This window comes from Acinetobacter sp. R933-2, assembly GCF_030325485.1.
Taxonomy (GTDB): Bacteria; Pseudomonadota; Gammaproteobacteria; order Pseudomonadales; family Moraxellaceae; genus Acinetobacter; species Acinetobacter sichuanensis.
Genome location: NZ_JACAIJ010000010.1, coordinates 36,923 through 56,351 on the forward strand (window position 1 = coordinate 36,923; position 19,429 = coordinate 56,351).

The 19,429-nt window shown below is 38.3% G+C and carries 22 protein-coding genes; all 22 read left to right on the top strand.

Annotated features, from left to right (window positions below):
• The first annotated feature begins 121 nt into the window (after window positions 1–121).
• The gene (locus HX005_RS12630) at window positions 122–1,849 is read left to right on the top strand and encodes an acetolactate synthase 3 large subunit (RefSeq protein ID WP_286377706.1); all 1,728 of its coding nucleotides are present in this window, start codon (window positions 122–124) and stop codon (window positions 1,847–1,849) included.
• On the top strand, window positions 1,846–2,337 hold the full coding sequence (ilvN, locus tag HX005_RS12635; RefSeq protein WP_107008310.1) for an acetolactate synthase small subunit: 492 nt from the start codon (window positions 1,846–1,848) through the stop codon (window positions 2,335–2,337). Before HX005_RS12630 ends, ilvN begins: the two co-directional genes overlap by 4 nt.
• A gap of 119 nt (window positions 2,338–2,456) precedes the next feature.
• On the top strand, window positions 2,457–3,473 hold the full coding sequence (gene ilvC, locus HX005_RS12640) for a ketol-acid reductoisomerase (protein WP_107008311.1): 1,017 nt from the start codon (window positions 2,457–2,459) through the stop codon (window positions 3,471–3,473).
• Window positions 3,474–3,571: 98 nt separating this feature from the next.
• Window positions 3,572–4,381, top strand: coding sequence for an XAC2610-related protein (locus HX005_RS12645; protein WP_286377620.1), 810 nt, complete (start codon window positions 3,572–3,574; stop codon window positions 4,379–4,381).
• Window positions 4,382–4,417: 36 nt separating this feature from the next.
• Entirely contained in the window at window positions 4,418–4,825 is a 408-nt protein-coding gene (locus tag HX005_RS12650) for a hypothetical protein (RefSeq protein WP_286377621.1), read from the top strand.
• 260 nt (window positions 4,826–5,085) lie between these two features.
• The gene (locus HX005_RS12655; RefSeq protein WP_286377622.1) at window positions 5,086–6,375 is read left to right on the top strand and encodes a glycosyltransferase family 4 protein; all 1,290 of its coding nucleotides are present in this window, start codon (window positions 5,086–5,088) and stop codon (window positions 6,373–6,375) included.
• A gap of 28 nt (window positions 6,376–6,403) precedes the next feature.
• Window positions 6,404–6,955 carry a phosphatase PAP2 family protein gene (locus HX005_RS12660; RefSeq protein WP_286377623.1) on the top strand — a complete coding sequence of 184 codons (552 nt, stop codon included), beginning with the start codon at window positions 6,404–6,406 and terminating at the stop codon, window positions 6,953–6,955.
• A gap of 87 nt (window positions 6,956–7,042) precedes the next feature.
• On the top strand, window positions 7,043–7,243 hold the full coding sequence (gene iscX, locus HX005_RS12665) for a Fe-S cluster assembly protein IscX (protein WP_286377624.1): 201 nt from the start codon (window positions 7,043–7,045) through the stop codon (window positions 7,241–7,243).
• 118 nt (window positions 7,244–7,361) lie between these two features.
• Window positions 7,362–7,793 carry a nucleoside-diphosphate kinase gene (ndk, locus tag HX005_RS12670; RefSeq protein WP_107008317.1) on the top strand — a complete coding sequence of 144 codons (432 nt, stop codon included), beginning with the start codon at window positions 7,362–7,364 and terminating at the stop codon, window positions 7,791–7,793.
• Window positions 7,794–7,962: 169 nt separating this feature from the next.
• On the top strand, window positions 7,963–9,198 hold the full coding sequence (gene rlmN, locus HX005_RS12675; RefSeq protein ID WP_107008318.1) for a dual-specificity RNA methyltransferase RlmN: 1,236 nt from the start codon (window positions 7,963–7,965) through the stop codon (window positions 9,196–9,198).
• Between the two features lie 44 nt (window positions 9,199–9,242).
• Window positions 9,243–10,043 carry a type IV pilus biogenesis/stability protein PilW gene (gene pilW / locus HX005_RS12680; protein ID WP_107008319.1) on the top strand — a complete coding sequence of 267 codons (801 nt, stop codon included), beginning with the start codon at window positions 9,243–9,245 and terminating at the stop codon, window positions 10,041–10,043.
• Window positions 10,034–10,828, top strand: a complete 795-nt coding sequence (locus HX005_RS12685) for a helix-turn-helix domain-containing protein (RefSeq protein WP_107008320.1) — start codon at window positions 10,034–10,036, stop codon at window positions 10,826–10,828. Before pilW ends, HX005_RS12685 begins: the two co-directional genes overlap by 10 nt.
• 22 nt (window positions 10,829–10,850) lie before the next feature.
• Entirely contained in the window at window positions 10,851–11,972 is a 1,122-nt protein-coding gene (ispG, locus tag HX005_RS12690; RefSeq protein WP_107008321.1) for a flavodoxin-dependent (E)-4-hydroxy-3-methylbut-2-enyl-diphosphate synthase, read from the top strand.
• 3 nt (window positions 11,973–11,975) lie between these two features.
• Window positions 11,976–13,271, top strand: coding sequence for a histidine--tRNA ligase (gene hisS, locus HX005_RS12695; protein WP_107008322.1), 1,296 nt, complete (start codon window positions 11,976–11,978; stop codon window positions 13,269–13,271).
• Window positions 13,272–13,300: 29 nt separating this feature from the next.
• Window positions 13,301–14,002: a YfgM family protein gene (locus tag HX005_RS12700; protein WP_107008323.1), complete on the top strand. Its 702-nt coding sequence runs from the start codon at window positions 13,301–13,303 to the stop codon at window positions 14,000–14,002.
• Complete coding sequence (gene bamB / locus HX005_RS12705; RefSeq protein WP_286377625.1) at window positions 14,002–15,150, top strand: outer membrane protein assembly factor BamB; 1,149 nt, start codon at window positions 14,002–14,004, stop codon at window positions 15,148–15,150. The genes HX005_RS12700 and bamB overlap by 1 nt, the downstream gene beginning before the upstream one ends.
• Window positions 15,151–15,344: 194 nt before the next feature.
• Window positions 15,345–16,754: a ribosome biogenesis GTPase Der gene (gene der / locus HX005_RS12710; RefSeq protein ID WP_107008325.1), complete on the top strand. Its 1,410-nt coding sequence runs from the start codon at window positions 15,345–15,347 to the stop codon at window positions 16,752–16,754.
• A 196-nt stretch (window positions 16,755–16,950) separates the two neighbouring features.
• A complete protein-coding gene (locus HX005_RS12715) occupies window positions 16,951–17,574 on the top strand; it encodes a beta-ketoacyl synthase chain length factor (RefSeq protein ID WP_286377626.1) in 624 nt (207 codons plus the stop codon).
• Window positions 17,575–17,577: 3 nt separating this feature from the next.
• Entirely contained in the window at window positions 17,578–18,372 is a 795-nt protein-coding gene (locus HX005_RS12720; RefSeq protein WP_286377627.1) for a lysophospholipid acyltransferase family protein, read from the top strand.
• Window positions 18,365–18,625, top strand: a complete 261-nt coding sequence (locus HX005_RS12725; protein ID WP_286377628.1) for a phosphopantetheine-binding protein — start codon at window positions 18,365–18,367, stop codon at window positions 18,623–18,625. Before HX005_RS12720 ends, HX005_RS12725 begins: the two co-directional genes overlap by 8 nt.
• Window positions 18,626–18,634: 9 nt before the next feature.
• The gene (locus tag HX005_RS12730; protein ID WP_286377629.1) at window positions 18,635–18,883 is read left to right on the top strand and encodes an acyl carrier protein; all 249 of its coding nucleotides are present in this window, start codon (window positions 18,635–18,637) and stop codon (window positions 18,881–18,883) included.
• On the top strand, window positions 18,880–19,428 hold the full coding sequence (locus HX005_RS12735; protein ID WP_286377630.1) for a COG4648 family protein: 549 nt from the start codon (window positions 18,880–18,882) through the stop codon (window positions 19,426–19,428). Before HX005_RS12730 ends, HX005_RS12735 begins: the two co-directional genes overlap by 4 nt.
• Window position 19,429 lies beyond the last annotated feature (1 nt).

The following is a 19,429-nucleotide window of genomic DNA, read 5'->3' on the forward strand; positions in this document are numbered from 1 at the left end:
AAATTTTTATATTGCTGCAAAAACTAGTAAATATGTGTGCTATAACAGAGCGCACAAATCAATGAATGAAGCACAACTTGTGTCTCCCATAAGTTGTGGAAAAAAGATTAGGGTGAATACGTTGGAACTTTTATCTGGTGGTGAAATGCTCGTTCGTGCATTGGCGGACGAAGGCGTTGAGCATGTTTTTGGGTACCCAGGCGGCGCAGTTTTACATATTTATGATGCGCTATTTCAACAAGAGAAAATCAATCATTACCTCGTGCGTCATGAACAAGCAGCAGGTCATATGGCTGATGCTTACTCACGTGCGACAGGTAAAACAGGTGTGGTGCTTGTCACATCTGGTCCTGGTGCGACCAATACCGTAACGCCAATTGCAACAGCTTATATGGACTCAATCCCAATGGTGATTTTGTCTGGTCAGGTTGCAAGCCATTTAATCGGTGAGGATGCGTTCCAAGAAACGGATATGGTCGGTATTTCTCGTCCAATCGTGAAGCACAGTTTCCAAGTGCGTCATGCAAGCGAAATTCCTGCAATTATTAAAAAAGCATTTTATATTGCTGCAAGTGGTCGTCCAGGTCCAGTTGTTGTTGATATTCCAAAAGATGCAACAAATCCTGCTGAGAAATTTGCATACGAATACCCTGAAAAGGTAAAAATGCGTTCGTATCAACCACCACACCGTGGTCATTCTGGTCAAATTCGTAAAGCAATAGACGAATTGATTAATGCAAAACGTCCTGTCATTTATACAGGTGGTGGTGTGGTTCAAGGTAATGCTTCTGAGCAGTTGACTGAACTTGCACATCTTTTGGGTTGCCCAGTGACCAATACTTTGATGGGCTTAGGTGCATTTCCAGGCAATGATCCACAGTTCATTGGCATGTTGGGTATGCATGGTACATACGAAGCCAATATGACAATGCATAATGCGGATGTTATTTTAGCGATTGGCGCGCGTTTTGATGACCGTGTAACAAACAATCCAGCGAAATTCTGTCCAAATGCAAAAGTCATTCATATTGATATTGACCCTGCAACAATTTCAAAAACGATTATTGCGCATATTCCAATTGTTGGTGCTGTAGAGCCAGTTCTTCAAGAGATGTTGGTTCAATTGAAACAAATGAATGTTTCAAAACCAAATCCGGAAGCAATTGCAGCTTGGTGGGATCAAATCAATGAATGGCGTAAAGTTCATGGCTTACGCTATGAAAAAGCAACTGACGGTTCAATGAAGCCTCAGCAAGTTGTTGAAGCTTTAGACAAAATAACCAATGGTGATGCCATTATTACTTCTGATGTTGGTCAGCATCAAATGTTTGGTGCAATGTACTATAAGTACAAACGTCCACGTCAATGGTTGAACTCTGGTGGTTTGGGCACAATGGGTGTGGGCTTACCATACGCAATGGCTGCTAAACTTGCATTTCCAGATCAACAAGTTGTCTGTATTACAGGTGAAGCATCGATTCAGATGTGTATCCAAGAGCTTTCGACATGTAAGCAATATGGCTTAAATGTAAAAATTCTTTGTTTGAATAACCGTGCTTTAGGTATGGTTAAACAATGGCAAGACATGAACTATGAAGGACGTCATTCAAGTTCTTATGTTGAGTCATTACCAGACTTCCCTAAATTGATGGAAGCATATGGTCATGTTGGTATTCAAATTGACCATGCAGATGAGCTTGAATCTAAACTTGCAGAAGCAATGGCAATTAATGATAAATGCGTATTTATCAATGTCATGGTTGATCGTTCAGAGCATGTTTATCCGATGCTGATCGCAGGTCAATCAATGCAAGATATGTGGTTATCTAAAGGGGAGCGTACTCAATGAGACATATAATTTCTGTACTCATGGAAAACGAAGCAGGTGCGCTTTCTCGTTTGGTGGGTTTATTTAGTCAACGTGGCTATAACATTGAAACATTAAATGTTGCACCAACAGAAGATCCAACTTTGTCACGTTTGACATTAACGACCTATGGTGATGAGCACAAAATTGAGCAAATTACTAAACAACTGAACAAATTGGTTGAAGTGGTAAAAGTGGTTGATTTGTCAGAAGGTGCACATATTGAGCGTGAATTAATGCTCATTAAGGTCAAAGCTTTAGGTTCAGCACGTGCTGAGATTAAGCGTACAGCCGATATTTTCCGTGCGCAAATTGTTGATGTAACACCAACGACTTATACCATTCAAATTGCTGGTACAACTGAAAAAATTGATGGTTTTATTGATGCGCTTGCTGAAAATACCATTCTTGAAGTTGTACGTTCAGGTGTGTCAGGCATCGCACGTGGCGAAAAAGTTTTAACTATTTAATTTTAATTTATTCACCTATAATCCTCTCCTAGAAAAAAGGAGAGGGCTTAGTTGATCAGTACACAATAAAGCCGTACCAACTAAGTAAAGGAAACAAAAGCATTTAAGCGGAGACAGCAATGCAAATTTTTTATGATAAAGACTGTGACTTATCTATCATCCAAGGTAAAAAAGTAGCAATCATTGGTTATGGTTCACAAGGTCATGCGCATGCGCTTAACCTTAAAGATTCTGGCGTTGATGTAACTGTAGGTTTACGTGCAGGTTCTACTTCTTGGAAAAAAGCTGAGAATTCAGGTCTTAAAGTATCTGAAGTTCCTGCTGCTGTTGCTCAAGCTGACGTTGTTATGATCTTGACTCCAGATGAGTTCCAATCACAACTTTATCGTGATGTGATTGAACCAAATATCAAGCAAGGTGCAACTTTAGCATTTGCTCATGGTTTCTCTGTTCTTTATAACCAAGTTGTTCCACGTGCTGACTTAGACGTAATCATGGTTGCACCTAAAGCACCTGGTCACACTGTACGTTCAGAATATCAACGTGGTTCAGGTGTTCCTGATTTAATCGCAATTCACCAAGATGCTTCTGGTAATGCACGTAACGTTGCACTTTCTTATGCTTCAGGCGTAGGTGGTGGTCGTACTGGTATCATCGAAACTTCTTTCCGTGAAGAAACTGAAACTGACTTATTTGGTGAGCAAGCAGTTCTTTGTGGTGGTGCTGTTGAATTGGTTAAAATGGGCTTCGAAACTTTGGTTGAAGCTGGTTATGCACCAGAAATGGCTTACTTCGAGTGCTTACACGAGCTTAAATTGATCGTTGACTTGATGTTCGAAGGCGGTATCGCTGACATGAACTATTCAGTATCTAACAATGCTGAATATGGCGAATATGTAACAGGTACTGAAGTAATCAACGAACAGTCTCGTGAAGCGATGCGTAATGCACTTAAACGTATTCAATCTGGCGAATACGCGAAAATGTTCATTAACGAAGGTGCGTTGAACTATCCTTCAATGACTGCTCGTCGTCGTCAAAATGCTGCACACGGTATCGAAGTAACGGGTAACAAGTTACGTTCAATGATGCCTTGGATTCAAGCGAACAAAATCGTAGATAAAGAAAAGAACTAATTTTTAGTTTTTGACTTTATAAAAAGCCTATTCTATTGAGTAGGCTTTTTTTATGATAAATTACTCATTATTTTGCTGTTTTTGAATGTGGTGAAATTATGAAATTTAAAATTTTCTTGGGTATGGTTGCTATAACATTTTCAAATTTAAATCATGCCGAAACTGTAGTAAATTCAAAAGAATTTAAGCCCCTTAATGAAGTTCGGGTGTCTATGCAGCGTATGTTGCGTTCTACTGAAGGGCGTTATTTTTTAAGTCTTTATGCGGGTATTTGGAATCCACATGCTGTGATGACGGATTTAGTTGAAAATAAAAATATTTCATTTAAAGGTTTGCAAAAAGCAGATCAACTCACGCTAAAATCAGTAAACTCTGAAACTGATGCAACAGAAAATAGCATGTACCAACTTACAGGTACTTTAAATGCAAATACAGGTTATTTTAAAACTTTACTCTCAGAAGGCACTGACACTTTTGGTAAAAATATTCAGTTTGAACCAGCAGTTAAAGTCAATAATAAGCCTTCATTTGTCTTTAAATTTTATAGCGGTGATCAAACGACAACGTATGGCGCACCTTTACAACGTGTAGATGTAGTTAATAAAAATAATAATCAGACGATTCAGTCTTTGACAGGATTTGCAGCATATCCAAAAAGTATAGGTTATATGGATATTAATTTTGATGGTTATTATGACATTATTTTATCTGACATTTCACAGTCTTATTCTGTAGAAGATAAGCGTTATATTTATTGGATGTATAACCCGAAAACAGGGCAATTTCAACGTTCGCCACAACTTGAAAAAATTATTGGTTTCCCAAATCTGCATGGTGAAAAACAGCAAATTGATTTTGGAGGGGGCAAAATTTATCAGGTTGAAAATGGTTTGTTAAATCGAATTTAGTTTATTTTTAATTCAAATGATAAGTATAAAGTCTTGATGAGTCGGCACTTTTTGGTCTGGAAAATATTTTCTAGTGCGTGGACTGAAAGTGGTTTTGATGATCAAGACTTAACTCATTTTTCTGAAATAAAACAAAATTATCCACATTGGTCAGATCTTCGCACAGTTATTTATCGTGATGTGCTTGGATATTTCGCTTTGCCTAGTTTTTGTATGTTATTTGTTTGGATTCCCATTGTTGGCTCTCTATTTTTAATTGCTGCATTGCCTGATTGGGAGTTTGAAAATACGTGGCTGCAAAGAAAGATGCAAAAATGGTATGCCATTCCTTGGTGGATGCATTATTTAAACCCATTACGTTGGATCGGATATTTTATTGCATTTGGAATGGCGTATCGTGTGATCAATTGTTTAAAGCGGTATTATAAAGCTGAAAATATATGATCAAAGTTGCATGATGTTTGGATCTGTTTGAGGCATGTTCGATATCGAGTCATGATTTTTTATGCTCTTATTTTTTATTGAATTATAAACGGAATATTGGTTCGACAGGTTGGTACTGTTTTATCTTTATTTTTGTATTGGGAAATAGTTAAACAATTTGATGAAAATATAGTTTCAAAAAACCGTCATCTTAAAATCATCAAAGTGTAAAAAAGATCGCCTACACTTATAAAAAATGAAGAGAAGATAGAGGTAATCGTATGACAAAGACGTACGCAGAAGCCTTATTATACAGACAACGAGATTTTCCTGATTATTTTAAATTTTATTTAAAGAAAAATAATAAGCAGCAACATATTTCTGAAAATTTAAATATTCTTCAAGAGCTTGTACGTCCAAGGCTGAAAATTGCAATTGTGACAGAAACATGGCCTCCTGAAATTAATGGCGTAGCAATGTCATTGATGCAATTGTGTAAAGGTTTACAGAAACAAGGGCATAAAATTTTACTGATTCGCCCAAAACAAAAACATGTATGTGATGAGTTTTCGCCAAATAAAGAGTGCTTAGTGACGGCTCAAGCAGTACCTAAATACCCTGATATGCGTTTTGGTTGGCCACAATATTTAAAAGTATCCCAAGCAATTTCTGATTTTGCACCGCATGTTGTTCATATTGTGACAGAAGGACCTTTAGGTTTTACGGCACTACATGCAGCAAAATCTAAAAAAATCCCTGTTTCTAGTGGTTTTCATTCACCATTTCAAGAATTTAGTCGCTTTTTTGATTTGGCATTTTTGGTGAAACCTGTACAGCGATATTTGAAGTGGTTTCATAATCATACAGACTTAACTTGTGTACCGAGTCGTGATACAGAACAAGCTTTAAAGCAGTTTGGGGTAACTTGTCCGTTAGTTATTGTTGGGCGTGGTGTTGATGTAGAAAAATTTTCATCCAGTCATCGTTCAGAGCAGTTACGCCGCAGTTGGGGCGTTGATCATGACACGACGGTATTGCTTTATGTTGGACGTTTATCTCCTGAAAAAGAGATCAATGTTTTGATTGAGGCTTATGTTGCACTTAAAAAGTGTTCACAGAAAAAAGTGCAGTTTGTCATTGTGGGTGATGGTCCAGATCGTAAGCGTTTAGAAAAAATGCTTGGTGCAGAAGATATTATTTTTACAGGCAGCTTAAGTGGTACAAGCTTAGCGCAAACTTATGCAAGTGCAGATGTTTTTGTTTTTGCAAGTCAGGTGGAAACGTTTGGTAACGTTGTTTTAGAAGCAATGGCAAGTGGTTTGCCTGTTGTTGCTTATGATTATGCAAGTGCGCAATTATACTTGAAACATCAACAAACGGGTTGGTTAAGTCCATTGGGTGCAACTGATCAATTCATTCAATCTATTTTACAGCTTCCTGACCATGCAAGTTTGCGTGTAATGGGGCAGCAAGCTATGCACGATGTTCAAAACATTGGCTGGCGACATGCGGTACAACAATTCGAACAGGCACTTTATCAGGTTACACAAGATCAGGTTTTAGTAACGTAAATCATCTCGTCAAGAGAGGAGAGCTAAAATGAATTTTAAAGAAACTAAAATAAAAATACTCGATTTAGATTTGAGAGGCTGTTTATATCTCAATAATTTGTCGCATATGCAATATGTGGCTTTGTTTTTTAAAATCATTAGTCGTTTAGGTGATGGTGCATTTTGGTACTTGATGTTGCTGATTGTGTGGCTGAATAAAGGCTTTGCGTATGGATTAAAGTTAATTTATGTCGTATTAAGTGCTTTGATTGGTACAGGTATTTATAAAGTATTAAAGCATAAAACAGTTCGTCCACGTCCTTATCAAGTACACCAAGTGATTATCTTAGGCGAACGACCTTTGGATCACTTTAGTTTTCCATCTGGTCATACTTTACATGCGGTGATGACTACCGTGGTATTAGGTTATATCCAACCTGCGCTTTTATTTTTAATGATGCCTTTTACAATTTTAGTTGCATTATCACGCATGATTTTGGGTTTGCATTATCCAAGTGATGTGATTGTGGGGGCTTTAATTGGAGCGACAGTGGCAAGCATGATTTTAGTCGCTGCACCATTTTTGCATATTAGCTTATAAATTGTATTTTAAAATGAATTCTATTTTGGTAAATGGCTAGATTTTGCTAAAGTAATTGCCAAGATGGAAAAGGATAGGATGACCTCAATGGGTTTACGTTGGACAGATACAATTGATATCGCGATTGAGCTATATGAAGCTCACCCAGATGTTGACCCACAATGGGTGCGTTTTACAGACTTACACGCATGGATTTGTGCATTACCCGATTTTAGTGATGATCCAACGAAGTCAACAGAAGGCTTATTAGAAGCAATTCAAATGGCTTGGATTGATGAAGCTAGCTAAAAAAATGTCTTAATCTGTCTAAAAAATCATTTTTTTACAGTTTAAAAAGCGGAAAATCGCGCATTATTCGGTATAATGCGCCAAAATTTTCATGTCAATTTGACTTAAGGAGCCAATCATGGCTATTGAACGTACTTTATCTATCGTAAAACCAGATGCAGTTGCTAAAAACCACATTGGTGATATCTTTGCTCGTTTCGAAAAAGCTGGTCTTAAAATCGTTGCGACTAAAATGAAACACCTTTCTCAAGCAGAAGCTGAAGGTTTCTATGCTGAACATAAAGAACGTGGTTTCTTTGCTGATTTAGTTGCATTCATGACTTCTGGTCCAGTTGTTGTTTCAGTTCTTGAAGGCGAAAACGCAGTTCTTGCTCACCGCGACATCTTAGGCGCTACAAACCCTAAAGAAGCTGCTCCTGGTACAATCCGTGCAGATTTCGCTGTAAGCATCGATGAAAATGCTGCTCACGGTTCTGACTCTGTAGCTTCTGCTGATCGTGAAGTAAACTACTTCTTCGCTCAAACTGAAGTTTGCCCACGTACTCGTTAATTCTGAGTCAATAGGGTCGTCTTAAAATTCACAGAAGCGTTTTACGTTTTGTAAATTGTTAACAGACCCTGAACCAGATAAGTGTTATACTACTTGTCTGGTTTTTTTATTTTTAATGTTCGAAAATTGAACAATCCTCATCCATTGACATGTTTTTTAGGTAATACACATGAATTCTGAAGTTGTCGCTTCATCATTAACTCAAGATGAACAGAAGCCTGCATCATCAAAATCTGCACAGCAAACACATGTACAGAAAGTGAATTTACTTGGCATGTCACGTCCGCAATTGGAAAAATTCTTCGAAGATTTGGGAGAGAAAAAATTCCGTGCAGGGCAAGTGATGAAGTGGATACATCAATTTTTTGTAACAGATTTTGCTGAAATGACCAATATTTCAGGAAAGTTGCGTGAAAAATTAGAAAAAATTTGTGTCATCGAAGCACCAGAAGTTGTTCATCGTAACTATTCAAAAGATGGTACTCGTAAATGGGTATTCCGTGTTGGTGAAGGCGACGGTTCATTGGTTGAAACTGTTTTAATTCCTGCTGAAGATAAAACAGGTTCTCGAAAAACTTTGTGTATTTCTTCACAAGTTGGTTGTGCACTTGACTGTTCATTTTGTTCGACAGGTAAACAAGGCTTTCAACGTGATTTAACACCAAGTGAGATCATTGGTCAGTTATGGATGGCTAACTATTCTTATATGGAAGAAGTGCCTGTTGCAGAGCGTGAACGCTCAGTGACCAATGTCGTGATGATGGGGATGGGTGAGCCATTACTCAACTATGATGCTGTCTTAAGCTCAATGAATATCATGTTGGACGATTTTGCTTATGGTATGTCAAAACGTCGAGTCACTTTGTCTACATCGGGCGTGGTGCCAAAAATTGATCAATTAGCACAAGATATTGATGTTGCTTTAGCCATTTCTTTACATGCGCCAAATGATGAACTACGTAATGAACTTGTGCCGATTAATAAAAAATATCCATTAGAACAACTCATTGCAGCATGTCAGCGTTATATTGCTAAAGATGGCAATGAAAGCTCACGTAAACATGTCACCATTGAATATGTCATGTTAGATGGTGTAAATGATCATCCTGAACATGCACAACAAATGATTAAGTTATTGAAAAATTTACCAAGTAAAATTAATTTGATTCCATTTAATCCTTTTCCACATGCACCTTATGGTCGTTCAAGTCGTAATCGAATTATTTCTTTTCAAAAAACTTTGTCTGATGCAGGATTTGTGTGTACGATTCGTCAGACGCGTGGTGATGACATTGATGCTGCGTGTGGTCAATTGGTCGGTCAGGTGGCTGACCGTACTCGCCGTGCAGAACAATGGAAGAAGAAAGTTGCGCAGCAGAACGAGATTTTGCGTTCACAAGGTTGACCATTTTTAAAATTAAATATGGGGAACAAGCTTTGAGAAATAATATGTACACAAAAATGATCACAGTCACTGCTATCAGTTGTGCTGTGTTCTTGACTGCTTGTCAAACCACACAAACAGGGTCGGTTTTAAAAAAAGATCCCGAAAAAGCAGTCAAAGTACGTACTCAATTGGCTGCAGAATATATTCGAACACATGATTTAGATGCAGCAAAGCGTTCACTTGATCAAGCTTTAGAAATTGATTCAGGTGATGCAACAGCAAATATGATGATGGGTGTCTTACTTCAACAAGAAGGAAGTAAGCACAGTATGGAAAGGGCAGATAGTTACTTTAAACGTGCTATCTCTCGCGATCCTGAAAATGCTCAAGCACGCAATAATTATGGTACTTACTTATATTTGATGAAGCGTTATAATGACGCGATTGCACAGCTTCAAATTGCAGGTGCGAGTTTAGGTTATGATCAGCGCTATAAAGCTTTGGAAAATCTTGGCAAAGTTTATATGGTGATCGGCGATAAAGAAAATGCTGAAAAAACGTTCAAGCAGACCCTGCAAGTGAATCGAGACTCTGTTATATCTTTAATCGAGTTGTCAGAACTATTATATTTAAAACAACAAACCGCTCAGGCAAGTCAACTTTATGAGCAGTTTGTGCGTTTAGTGGGTCAGAAAAATCAAGATCCAAGGGCGCTTTGGATCGGTATTCGTATCGCTAGAGCCAATGGTGATCAAATGGGATCGCAAGTATTGGTTAACCAATTACGCGCATTATTCCCTGAAAGCCAAGAATATCAACGTTATTTGCAATTACAGTACAGTACTGAGGCCGTATGGAAGTAAATCCTAATTCACAGCAACCTACTGGTTCAAACGTAGCACCTAATGGTTTAGGAAATGTTCAACGTCCGGGCGAGTACTTACGTCAAGTTCGTGTTTCACAAAATCGTGATATTAATGCTGTTGCAGCGGACTTAAATATGCCTTTAAAAGCGTTACAAGCTTTGGAAAAAGATGATTATAAATCTTTGCCTGAAGCTACTTTTATCAAAGGTTATTATCGCTCGTATGCAAAATATTTAAAAGTAGATGCAACTGCAATTATTCAACGTTTTGATGATATTTATCAAAATGATACTGGATTATTGCCAAATCATGCTTTAAATAATTCTCCGATCAAAATCATGGGTAAGCTTCCAGGTTCAAATAGCGATCGCAATAAAAAATGGCTAAAACGAGCAGTGATTGCAGCGATTGCAATGCTGGTGATTTGGGCTGTTATTGCGGGTGTTCAGAAATGGTCATCAAATAAAAATGATGATGCTGATGCAAAACCGCAGGAATCGAATGTTGAAGTTTTATCAATGAATAATAATGGTACGACAGCAACATCTGGTGATCAAATGGTGCTAAATTTTAGTCGTCCAACATCGATTAAAATTGTGGACAGTACAGGTAAAGTATTGGCTACAGGTCGTCAATCTGAGGCTTTAACATTGACAGGTGAATCTCCATTCCAGATTCGACTTGATGATGCTTCAGCAGTGTCATTAAGCCTTAATAATGAGCAGATTTCATTGTCTCCATATACTGTGAACGGAAAGGCAGAATTCCGTTTATCTCGTTAATCAAATTGAGTCGAGCGGTACAATGATTGAAAATCCTATAAAACGTCGCCCAACACGAAAAATTCGTGTTGGTTCAGTCTACGTCGGTGGCGATGCGCCTATTAGCATCCAAAGTATGACCAATACAGAAACATGTGATGTTGATGCGACAGTTGCACAAATTCAGCGTTGTGTTGATGTAGGTGCTGACATCATGCGTGTTTCTGTGCCAACCATGGAAGCTGCAAAAGCTTTTGGTGAAATTCGCAAACGTGTACAAGTACCATTGGTTGCCGACATTCACTTTGATTATAAAATTGCTTTGGCTGTAGCAGACTTTGGTGCAGATTGTTTGCGTATTAACCCAGGCAATATTGGTTCAGAAGCTAAAATTCGTGAAGTGGTTGCAGCAGCAAAACATCATGATATTTCAATGCGTATTGGTGTAAATGCAGGTTCATTAGAAAAAGACATTCAAAAAAAATATGGCGAACCTACTGGTGCTGCTTTATTAGAATCTGCAATGCGCCATATTGATATTTTAGACCGTTTAAACTTTCATGAGTTTAAAGTATCAGTCAAAGCATCAAATGTATTTTTAACCATGGATGCATATCGCTTATTATCTCAACAGATTGATAATCCATTACATTTAGGTGTAACTGAAGCAGGTGTATATCGTACTGGTTCGGTTAAATCAGCCATTGCACTGGGTGGTTTATTGATGGAAGGTATTGGCGATACCATGCGTATTTCTTTGGCAGCTGAGCCTGAGGAAGAAGTAAAAATTGGTTTTGATATTTTAAAATCATTAAGCTTGCGCTCAAATGGGATTAATTTTATTGCTTGCCCAAGCTGTTCACGCCAAGAATTTAATGTCATCAAAGTGATGCAAACATTGGAGGAACGTTTAGAAGATGTTCGCGTTCCAATGGATGTATCTGTGATTGGCTGTAAAGTAAATGGACCAGGTGAAGCCAAAGAAGCAGATATCGGTGTTGTTGGTGCAGCACCACGTTCACTGGTTTATCTTAATGGTGAAAAAAGCCATTTAATTGATACAAACCAGTTGGTTGATGAAATCGAAGCTATGGTTCGTCAACGTATTGTAGAGCTTGAAGAAGCTAAATCTAAAGAGATAATTCGTACAAGTTTTTCTGAGTAAGTCATGAGTTCAATAGTCGCAATTAAAGGTTTTAATGACGTTCTTCCATCACAAACAGCTGCATGGCGACGTCTAGAGCAACATTTAGCATCATTAATGGATGCTTATGGCTATCAACAAATCCGTTTGCCCATTGTTGAACAAACGCATTTATTTAAGCGTTCAATTGGTGATGCAACAGATATTGTTGAAAAGGAAATGTATACATTTTTAGACAAAGGTAATCCACCTGAGTCTTTAACTTTGCGTCCTGAAGGTACCGCAGGTTGTGTTCGTGCAATGTTGGAACATAATTTGTTACGTGGTGCAAATCCACGTGTTTGGTATGTGGGTCCAATGTTCCGTTATGAAAAACCACAAAAAGGTCGTTATCGTCAATTCCATCAGTTTGGTGTGGAAACTTTTGGCGTAGCAACACCTGATCAAGATGCTGAGCTCATTCTCATGACAGCACGTTTGTGGAAACGCATGGGTGTTGCAGATAAAGTTCGTTTAGAATTAAATACTTTAGGTGAGTCAGAAGAACGTGCAGAATATCGTGCGGCTTTGGTTGAATTTCTAAAAGCACATCAGGCAGAGTTAGATGAAGATTCACAACGTCGTTTAACGACAAACCCGTTGCGTATTCTTGACTCTAAAGATGCTCGTACCCAAAAAATTTTGGAAAATGCACCAAAATTACATGATTTTATGGGTGAAGAAACCATGCAGCATTTTGCTCAATTAAAGCAATATTTGAGTAATGCAGGTATTGAATTTGTAATTAATCAAAAACTTGTACGTGGTTTAGATTATTACAATAAAACAGTGTTTGAGTGGACAACAACACATTTAGGTTCACAAGGCACGGTATGTGCTGGTGGGCGTTATGATGGTTTGGTTGGGCAGTTAAAAGGTAAACCAGAACAATCTGTTCCTGCGGTTGGTTTTGCAATGGGAATGGAACGTTTATTGTTACTCCTTGAACAAGTTGAAGACAATACATCTACACGTGAGTGTGAAATGTTCTTGGTTTCAGATGCTGCGACTCAAGGTCAAGCTTTGGTACTTGCTGAGCAAATCCGTGATCAGCTTGAAGCTAAAAATAGTACAATACGCTTAAAAGTAGGTTCACAAGGTTCAATGAAAAGCCAGATGAAAAAGGCGGATCAGTCAGGTGCTGTTTATGCTTTGATTTATGGTGAACGTGAATCAGAAGCACAACAAGTCTTGATTAAAGAGCTTGCAACCGCGGAACAGCACGAAGTGGCGGTAAATGATGTTGTACCGTTCTTTATAGAAAAATTTTCTGCAAAATAAGTTAAAAACATTAGGAAAAGGGCAATCAGATGAACGCAACGGCTGACGAAGAACAACTAGATAGTTTAAAGTCATTTTTAAAAAAATATGGCTCAGCTATGGTGAGCGGTGTCCTCATTGCGTTGATTGCCTTTTTTGGATGGCAGTATTGGCAGAAAAATGACTTAGCAAAGGCTCAAAACCAAACTGCTAAAGTTCAACAACTGCTTGACCAAGCTAAAGTTGCAAGTGGTGATGCAAAAGCCAGTGCTGCTTTAGTGACTGCTGCGGATAAGTTAGTTAAAGAAGATCCAGATTCAATTCAAGCCATTCAAGCTCAATTTGCGATGGCAAAATTGGCATATGAACAAGCAGATTATGCAAAAGCTGAACGTGAACTGAAAAAAGTTGAAAACTCAAAAATAGATGATCAAGGTATTTTACAAGCTGTTAAAATACGTTTATCAGATGCTCAGTTTGCACAAAATAAATATGATGAAGCATTAAAAACTTTATCTACTGTGACAGAACCAACGTTTAAAGCAACAGCAGATGAAATGAGAGGTGACATCTATGTTGCTAAAAATGATCTTGAAAATGCTAAAAAATCATATCAGGCTGCATGGGCTGCGTTGTTAGAACGTAAACAAGAACGTCAAATTTTACAAATTAAACTCGAAAGTGTTGGTGTATTAGTAGATGATCCTGAATTCGAACGCCCAATTTTAGAAACACAAGTGGATGAGTCTTAATGGATAGAAAATATAAAATACCTTTTGCTTTAGCAATTTTATCAGCAGCACTTATGGGCTGTTCAAGTAATAAGGTCAAAGAGGAAAAAATTAAGCCCAATCCACTTCCTAAGATTGTGCAAGCAACAGGTCTTACACAAGTATTTTCACAAAGTGTTTCTTCAACTAATAAAGAAGATCCATTACGTTTAAGACTTGATGCTGATAATGGTACGATTTTTTTACTTGATCCAAATGGTAAAGTTGAAGCTTATAAAGGCAAACAACGCTTGTGGTCAACCAAAGTCACTAAGAATGGTCTCAGTTCTGGTGTAGAAGCTGCACAAGGCTTGGTTGTTGTTGGTAATACCAAAGGTCAGTTATTTGCTTTGGATCAGGCGACAGGTCAACAAAAATGGGTTGCACAATTATCAGGTGCAATTATTAGTCCTGCACATATCCAAACAGGTCGTGTCATTGTGGTTGCCAATGATGGTACTGTTTACGCTTTTGATCAAGAAACAGGTCAACAAGCATGGACATATAAACTTTCAAATGCATCTTTCAGTTTACGTGGGCAAGCATCGCCTGTAGAACTTGATCCAAGAACAATCGCTGTTGCGACTTCAACAGGCTATGTTTATGCCATTGATAGTTTGTCTGGTATGCCACGTATGCAACGCCGAGTTGCAGTGACAGAAGGACGTTCAGATATTCAGCGTTTAATTGACGTTGATGGTGATCCTGTTGTGGTTGGTCAATTTATCGTGACCAATAGTTATCAAGGACAGGTCACTGTACTCGATTTAGCTTCACAACGTGTTATTTCAAGTGTAGATGCGGGAAGTTCGACTCGTCCAGAAGTTTATGATAACAAAGTGTTTGTTGCACAAACGAATGGTAAAGTTGCAGCATTTGATTTGACATCAGGGCGTGTGCTTTGGTCAAATGACCAATTATTAAATCGTCAACTATCTAATCCTGTGATGTTAGGACAATACCTCGTTGTAGGAGATTTAGATGGTGTCTTACATATGATTGAACCGAATACAGGCAATATTGTTGGACGTGCAAAAACAAGTGGTGAAGTTCGTACTTTACGTGTGATTGATAATCAACTTTTTGTTGCAACACGCACAGGTAAATTAACTGTTTGGCAGAATCGTTAATTTTCTTTGCGCTTATGTTAAACTAATACATATTCGTATTTATAAAGACTCGGGGTGATTGAAGATTCAACGCCCCGAGTTCTTTGTTTTATTTTAGCTGATCGAAAGATCTTGGAGCATTTGCTCTTACCTTCTTCCTCACTATCTGATGTTCAGACCAGTCCAACTGGCTGATCTTGAATTAAGGTTAATCTATGAAACCCGTAATTGCGCTCATTGGACGTCCGAACGTCGGAAAATCAACGTTATTCAATCAAATTACTAAAAGCCGTGATGCGCTTGTTGCAGACTTTGCAGGTCTAACACGTGACCGTAAATATGGCGATGCTGTCTATCAAAATAAATCTTTCATTGTTGTCGATACTGGGGGTATCGGTGAAAATGAAGGCGGCATAGACTCTTACATGGCTGAGCAGTCTAAAACAGCCATCAATGAAGCAGATATTATTGTATTTGTGGTTGATGCGCGTGCAGGCTTATTGGCTTCCGATGAGCAAATCGCACGTGAGTTACGTACACTCGGTAAAAAAGTTTACTTAGTTGCGAACAAAGTTGATGGTGTTCATGCAGAAGCTGCTTTGGTTGAATTCTTCAAATTAGGTATGGGTGAACCATTGCAAGTGGCAGCAAGCCATGGTCGTGGTGTTCAGCAAATGCTTGAAGATGTTCTTGCTGATGTTCCTGAAGATGAAAGCGAAGAAGAGCATGATAAAGCGACTGGTCTACGTTTAGCAGTCATTGGTCGTCCAAATGTGGGTAAATCTACATTAGTTAACCGTTTATTGGGTGAAGAACGAGTTGTTGCTTTTGACCAACCGGGTACAACACGTGATTCGATTTATATTCCCTATGAACGTGATGGTCGTAAATATACCTTGATCGACACTGCAGGTGTACGTCGTAAAGGTAAAGTCGATGACATGATTGAGAAATTCTCAATTGTAAAAACTTTACAAGCGATGAAAGATGCGCATGTTGTTGTGATTGTGGTCGATGCACGTGAAGGTATTGTTGAACAAGACTTGCATTTGATCGGTTATGCGCTTGAAGCGGGTCGTGCCATGGTGATCGCCATTAATAAATGGGATAACATGTCTGAGTATGACCGAAAACAGTGTAAGCTCGATGTTGACCGTCGTTTTGACTTTATTCCTTGGGCGAAAATTCATTTAATTTCTGCATTGCATGGTACAGGTGTAGGTGATTTATATCCTTCAATTCATCGTGCTTATGACTCATCACATTTAAAAGTTTCACCTGCAAAATTAACCCAAATTTTAAATGATGCAACTGAGGCGCATCAACCTCCTATGTTTAGTGGCAAACGTATTAAAATGCGTTATGCACATATGGGCGGACAAAACCCACCAACGATTGTGATTCATGGTAATAAAGTGGATAAAACTCCTGCGGATTATCGTCGTTATTTAGAAAATGTATTCCGTAAAGTCTACAAGTTAGAAGGTACGCCTGTGCGTATTGATTTTAAAACTTCAGAAAACCCATTTGAAGGACGTAAATCACAAATGGATGAACGTACTGCTGCACGTAAGCGTCGTTATATTCAGAAGTTTAAGAAAGCGGAAAAGAAATTTAAACGTTAATATTTTAATTGATCATTGAACCATAAAACCCAAAGTCTACTTTGGGTTTTGATCATTAGAATGATAGAAAATACAAATAATCGTCCTCGATTTTCTATGCGTTTTTTTTTATAGCAGTGATATAATCTGCAAAGTAATTTTAGATTTTTCAAAAAAAATATAATATTGATTGATAGACAGGGTATATGATTTTCACATGATTCAATTTAATGTCTCACAACTTAAACTCAGTTGTGTAGGAGAGACATATCCTGCACTTGAGCATATCCCTGCTATGCAACGTCGACGCTTATCAGCGATTGCCAAGTTGGCACTGAATAGTGCAATTGAGTGCTTAGCAGAGCAGCAAGTTGATTATATTGTGTGGGCATCTCAATATGGTGATGAACATAAAACCTATAAAATTTTAGAAGATGTTTTACAAGATATAACGCCATCACCAACACAATTTTCAACTTCTGTTCATAATGCAGTTGCAGGCTTATATTCAATTTTATGTCAGGACGCGACACCTTCAACAAGCTTATGTGCAGATTGGTCTGAAGCATTGATTGAGGCTTATGTATATTTAAAAACAATGGCACCTACTGGGCGTGCTTTAGTGATTTATTATGATGAACCATTGCCGCAAGTTTATGTAGAACATCAAAATTTTAATGGCTTTGCATTGGCTACTTTAGTGGATTTAACTTCACCCAATATGGCATTAGATGAAACTCAATTGCTACAAGTGGAACCTAAATATTTAGATGCACTGAGTTTTTATAATTTTTGTGGACAATCTACGCAACAAAGTTGCGGTATATGGTCAAAGATCTAAAAGATGAAAACATTTCGTAAAAAATTAAATTATGCTTGGCGTGTTGGCGCGACAGGTTTCAGCTTTGCAAGTTTTGGTTTAGGTGGTGTGGCAATCGGTAGCATCATTGCACCTTTGGTAAATTTATCCAGTTCAGATGCCAAAATCAGGCAAGATCGTGCGCAGCAAGTGATTCGACACAGCTTTAAGGGTTTTGTCGAAATGATGGTCAAATTGGGCATCATGACCTATGAAATTGAGGGGCTAGAAAAATTACAACAAAGCCGTCAGGAATTGGTGATTGCTAATCATCCGACATTGGTTGATGTTGTGGTCTTAATTGGTTTAATGGAAAAAGCCAACTGCGTGGTGAAAGAGGCTTTATGGTCAAATCCCTTCACTCAAGGACCTGTGCGCTCAGCAGGTTATATTTTAAATGCTGGGTCTGAACAGTTTATCCATGATTGTGTAGAACGCTTACAAGAAGATCAGGCAGCTTCATTATTGATTTTCCCTGAAGGCACACGGACTGCCAAAGGGCAGACTTTAAATGACTTTCAACGGGGCGCTGCCAATATTGCTTTACGTGCAAATGTGCCGATTCGCCCAATCATCATTCGCTGCACACCATCAACGCTGACCAAAAATGAAAAATGGTATCACATTCCATCCGAACCATTTCATATTGAAATTAAAGTCCTAGATGCGATTTATATTGATGAAATCTTAACAGAAACCCAAGTTTCACCTAAGCATGTTCGTCAATTAAATCAAAAACTTCAACAATTTTTTAATCAAGAGTTATCGAATCATGAGTAATCTTGCTGATGAGCTAAAAAAAATGATCATTGATGTACTTGCCCTAGAGGACATCAGCATAGAAGATATCGACACTGAAGCCCCTTTATTTGGTGATGGCTTAGGGCTGGATTCCATTGATGCATTGGAATTGGGTTTGGCTTTGAAAAAGCGCTATAACATTCATCTCAATGCCGAATCTGCTGAAACCAAACAGCACTTTAAATCGATTCAAAGTCTGGTAGCTTTGGTTGAAAACCAACAAAAATCATAAGAGGTTCAAATGTTAACGCAACAACAAATTTTAGAAAAACTCCGTGAGTGGATGGAAGAATTATTTGAAATTGAAGCAGACGATATTCAGCTTGATTCAAATTTATATTCTGATCTGGATGTAGACAGCATTGATGCCATTGATCTGGTGGTTAAAATTAAGGAATTGACAGGCAAACAAGTACAGCCTGAAGATTTTAAAAATGTAAAAACCGTACAGGACGTGGTGACTGTCATTCATAACATGTTGGCTGAATGAAACAAGTCATTAAAGGGATTATTCTCCTTTGCATGATTTTGTACCCCTTTCTGGTTGGATGGGGACTGTCACAGGGACATTTTCTCTGGGTGAGTGTTTTGCTGATCACTTTGGGGGTGGTCAGATTATTCAGTAAGGGCAATACTTTGCTGTTGCCACTGACATGGTTTGCGATACTTTGCGGTACATTGAGTGTGTTGTTAAAAGATCACGCATGGCTGAAAATGTACCCTGTGTTTATGAGTGTGGGTGCGGGGATCATTTTTGCCTCGACCCTGATTCGACCACCCTCCATGATTGAACGTTTTGCCCGTTTGGTGGAACCTGATTTACCTGAGTCAGGCATCCTTTGGACGCGTAAGGTGACCATGGTGTGGTGTGGTTTTTTTGTGGTAAATGCCGCCATTGCGCTGTATACCGTTGTGTTTGCACCCATGAAAATATGGGTGATTTATAATGGTTTTATTTCCTATGTGTTGATGGGCATTTTATTTTTAGGTGAATTTGTGTTGCGTAAACGTCATCAACGTTTAAATCAGTCATGAA

Bases quoted from the DNA above. Each gene is read 5' to 3' on its own strand.
- ilvN (WP_107008310.1), top strand. From the start codon at position 1,846: ATGAGACATATAATTTCTGTACTCATGGAAAACGAAGCAGGTGCGCTT.
- ilvC (WP_107008311.1), top strand. From the start codon at position 2,457: ATGCAAATTTTTTATGATAAAGACTGTGACTTATCTATCATCCAAGGT.
- HX005_RS12645 (WP_286377620.1), top strand. From the start codon at position 3,572: ATGAAATTTAAAATTTTCTTGGGTATGGTTGCTATAACATTTTCAAAT.
- HX005_RS12650 (WP_286377621.1), top strand. From the start codon at position 4,418: ATGAGTCGGCACTTTTTGGTCTGGAAAATATTTTCTAGTGCGTGGACT.
- HX005_RS12655 (WP_286377622.1), top strand. From the start codon at position 5,086: ATGACAAAGACGTACGCAGAAGCCTTATTATACAGACAACGAGATTTT.
- HX005_RS12660 (WP_286377623.1), top strand. From the start codon at position 6,404: ATGAATTTTAAAGAAACTAAAATAAAAATACTCGATTTAGATTTGAGA.
- iscX (WP_286377624.1), top strand. From the start codon at position 7,043: ATGGGTTTACGTTGGACAGATACAATTGATATCGCGATTGAGCTATAT.
- ndk (WP_107008317.1), top strand. From the start codon at position 7,362: ATGGCTATTGAACGTACTTTATCTATCGTAAAACCAGATGCAGTTGCT.
- rlmN (WP_107008318.1), top strand. From the start codon at position 7,963: ATGAATTCTGAAGTTGTCGCTTCATCATTAACTCAAGATGAACAGAAG.
- pilW (WP_107008319.1), top strand. From the start codon at position 9,243: ATGTACACAAAAATGATCACAGTCACTGCTATCAGTTGTGCTGTGTTC.
- HX005_RS12685 (WP_107008320.1), top strand. From the start codon at position 10,034: ATGGAAGTAAATCCTAATTCACAGCAACCTACTGGTTCAAACGTAGCA.
- ispG (WP_107008321.1), top strand. From the start codon at position 10,851: ATGATTGAAAATCCTATAAAACGTCGCCCAACACGAAAAATTCGTGTT.
- hisS (WP_107008322.1), top strand. From the start codon at position 11,976: ATGAGTTCAATAGTCGCAATTAAAGGTTTTAATGACGTTCTTCCATCA.
- HX005_RS12700 (WP_107008323.1), top strand. From the start codon at position 13,301: ATGAACGCAACGGCTGACGAAGAACAACTAGATAGTTTAAAGTCATTT.
- bamB (WP_286377625.1), top strand. From the start codon at position 14,002: ATGGATAGAAAATATAAAATACCTTTTGCTTTAGCAATTTTATCAGCA.
- der (WP_107008325.1), top strand. From the start codon at position 15,345: ATGAAACCCGTAATTGCGCTCATTGGACGTCCGAACGTCGGAAAATCA.
- HX005_RS12715 (WP_286377626.1), top strand. From the start codon at position 16,951: ATGATTCAATTTAATGTCTCACAACTTAAACTCAGTTGTGTAGGAGAG.
- HX005_RS12720 (WP_286377627.1), top strand. From the start codon at position 17,578: ATGAAAACATTTCGTAAAAAATTAAATTATGCTTGGCGTGTTGGCGCG.
- HX005_RS12725 (WP_286377628.1), top strand. From the start codon at position 18,365: ATGAGTAATCTTGCTGATGAGCTAAAAAAAATGATCATTGATGTACTT.
- HX005_RS12730 (WP_286377629.1), top strand. From the start codon at position 18,635: ATGTTAACGCAACAACAAATTTTAGAAAAACTCCGTGAGTGGATGGAA.
- HX005_RS12735 (WP_286377630.1), top strand. From the start codon at position 18,880: ATGAAACAAGTCATTAAAGGGATTATTCTCCTTTGCATGATTTTGTAC.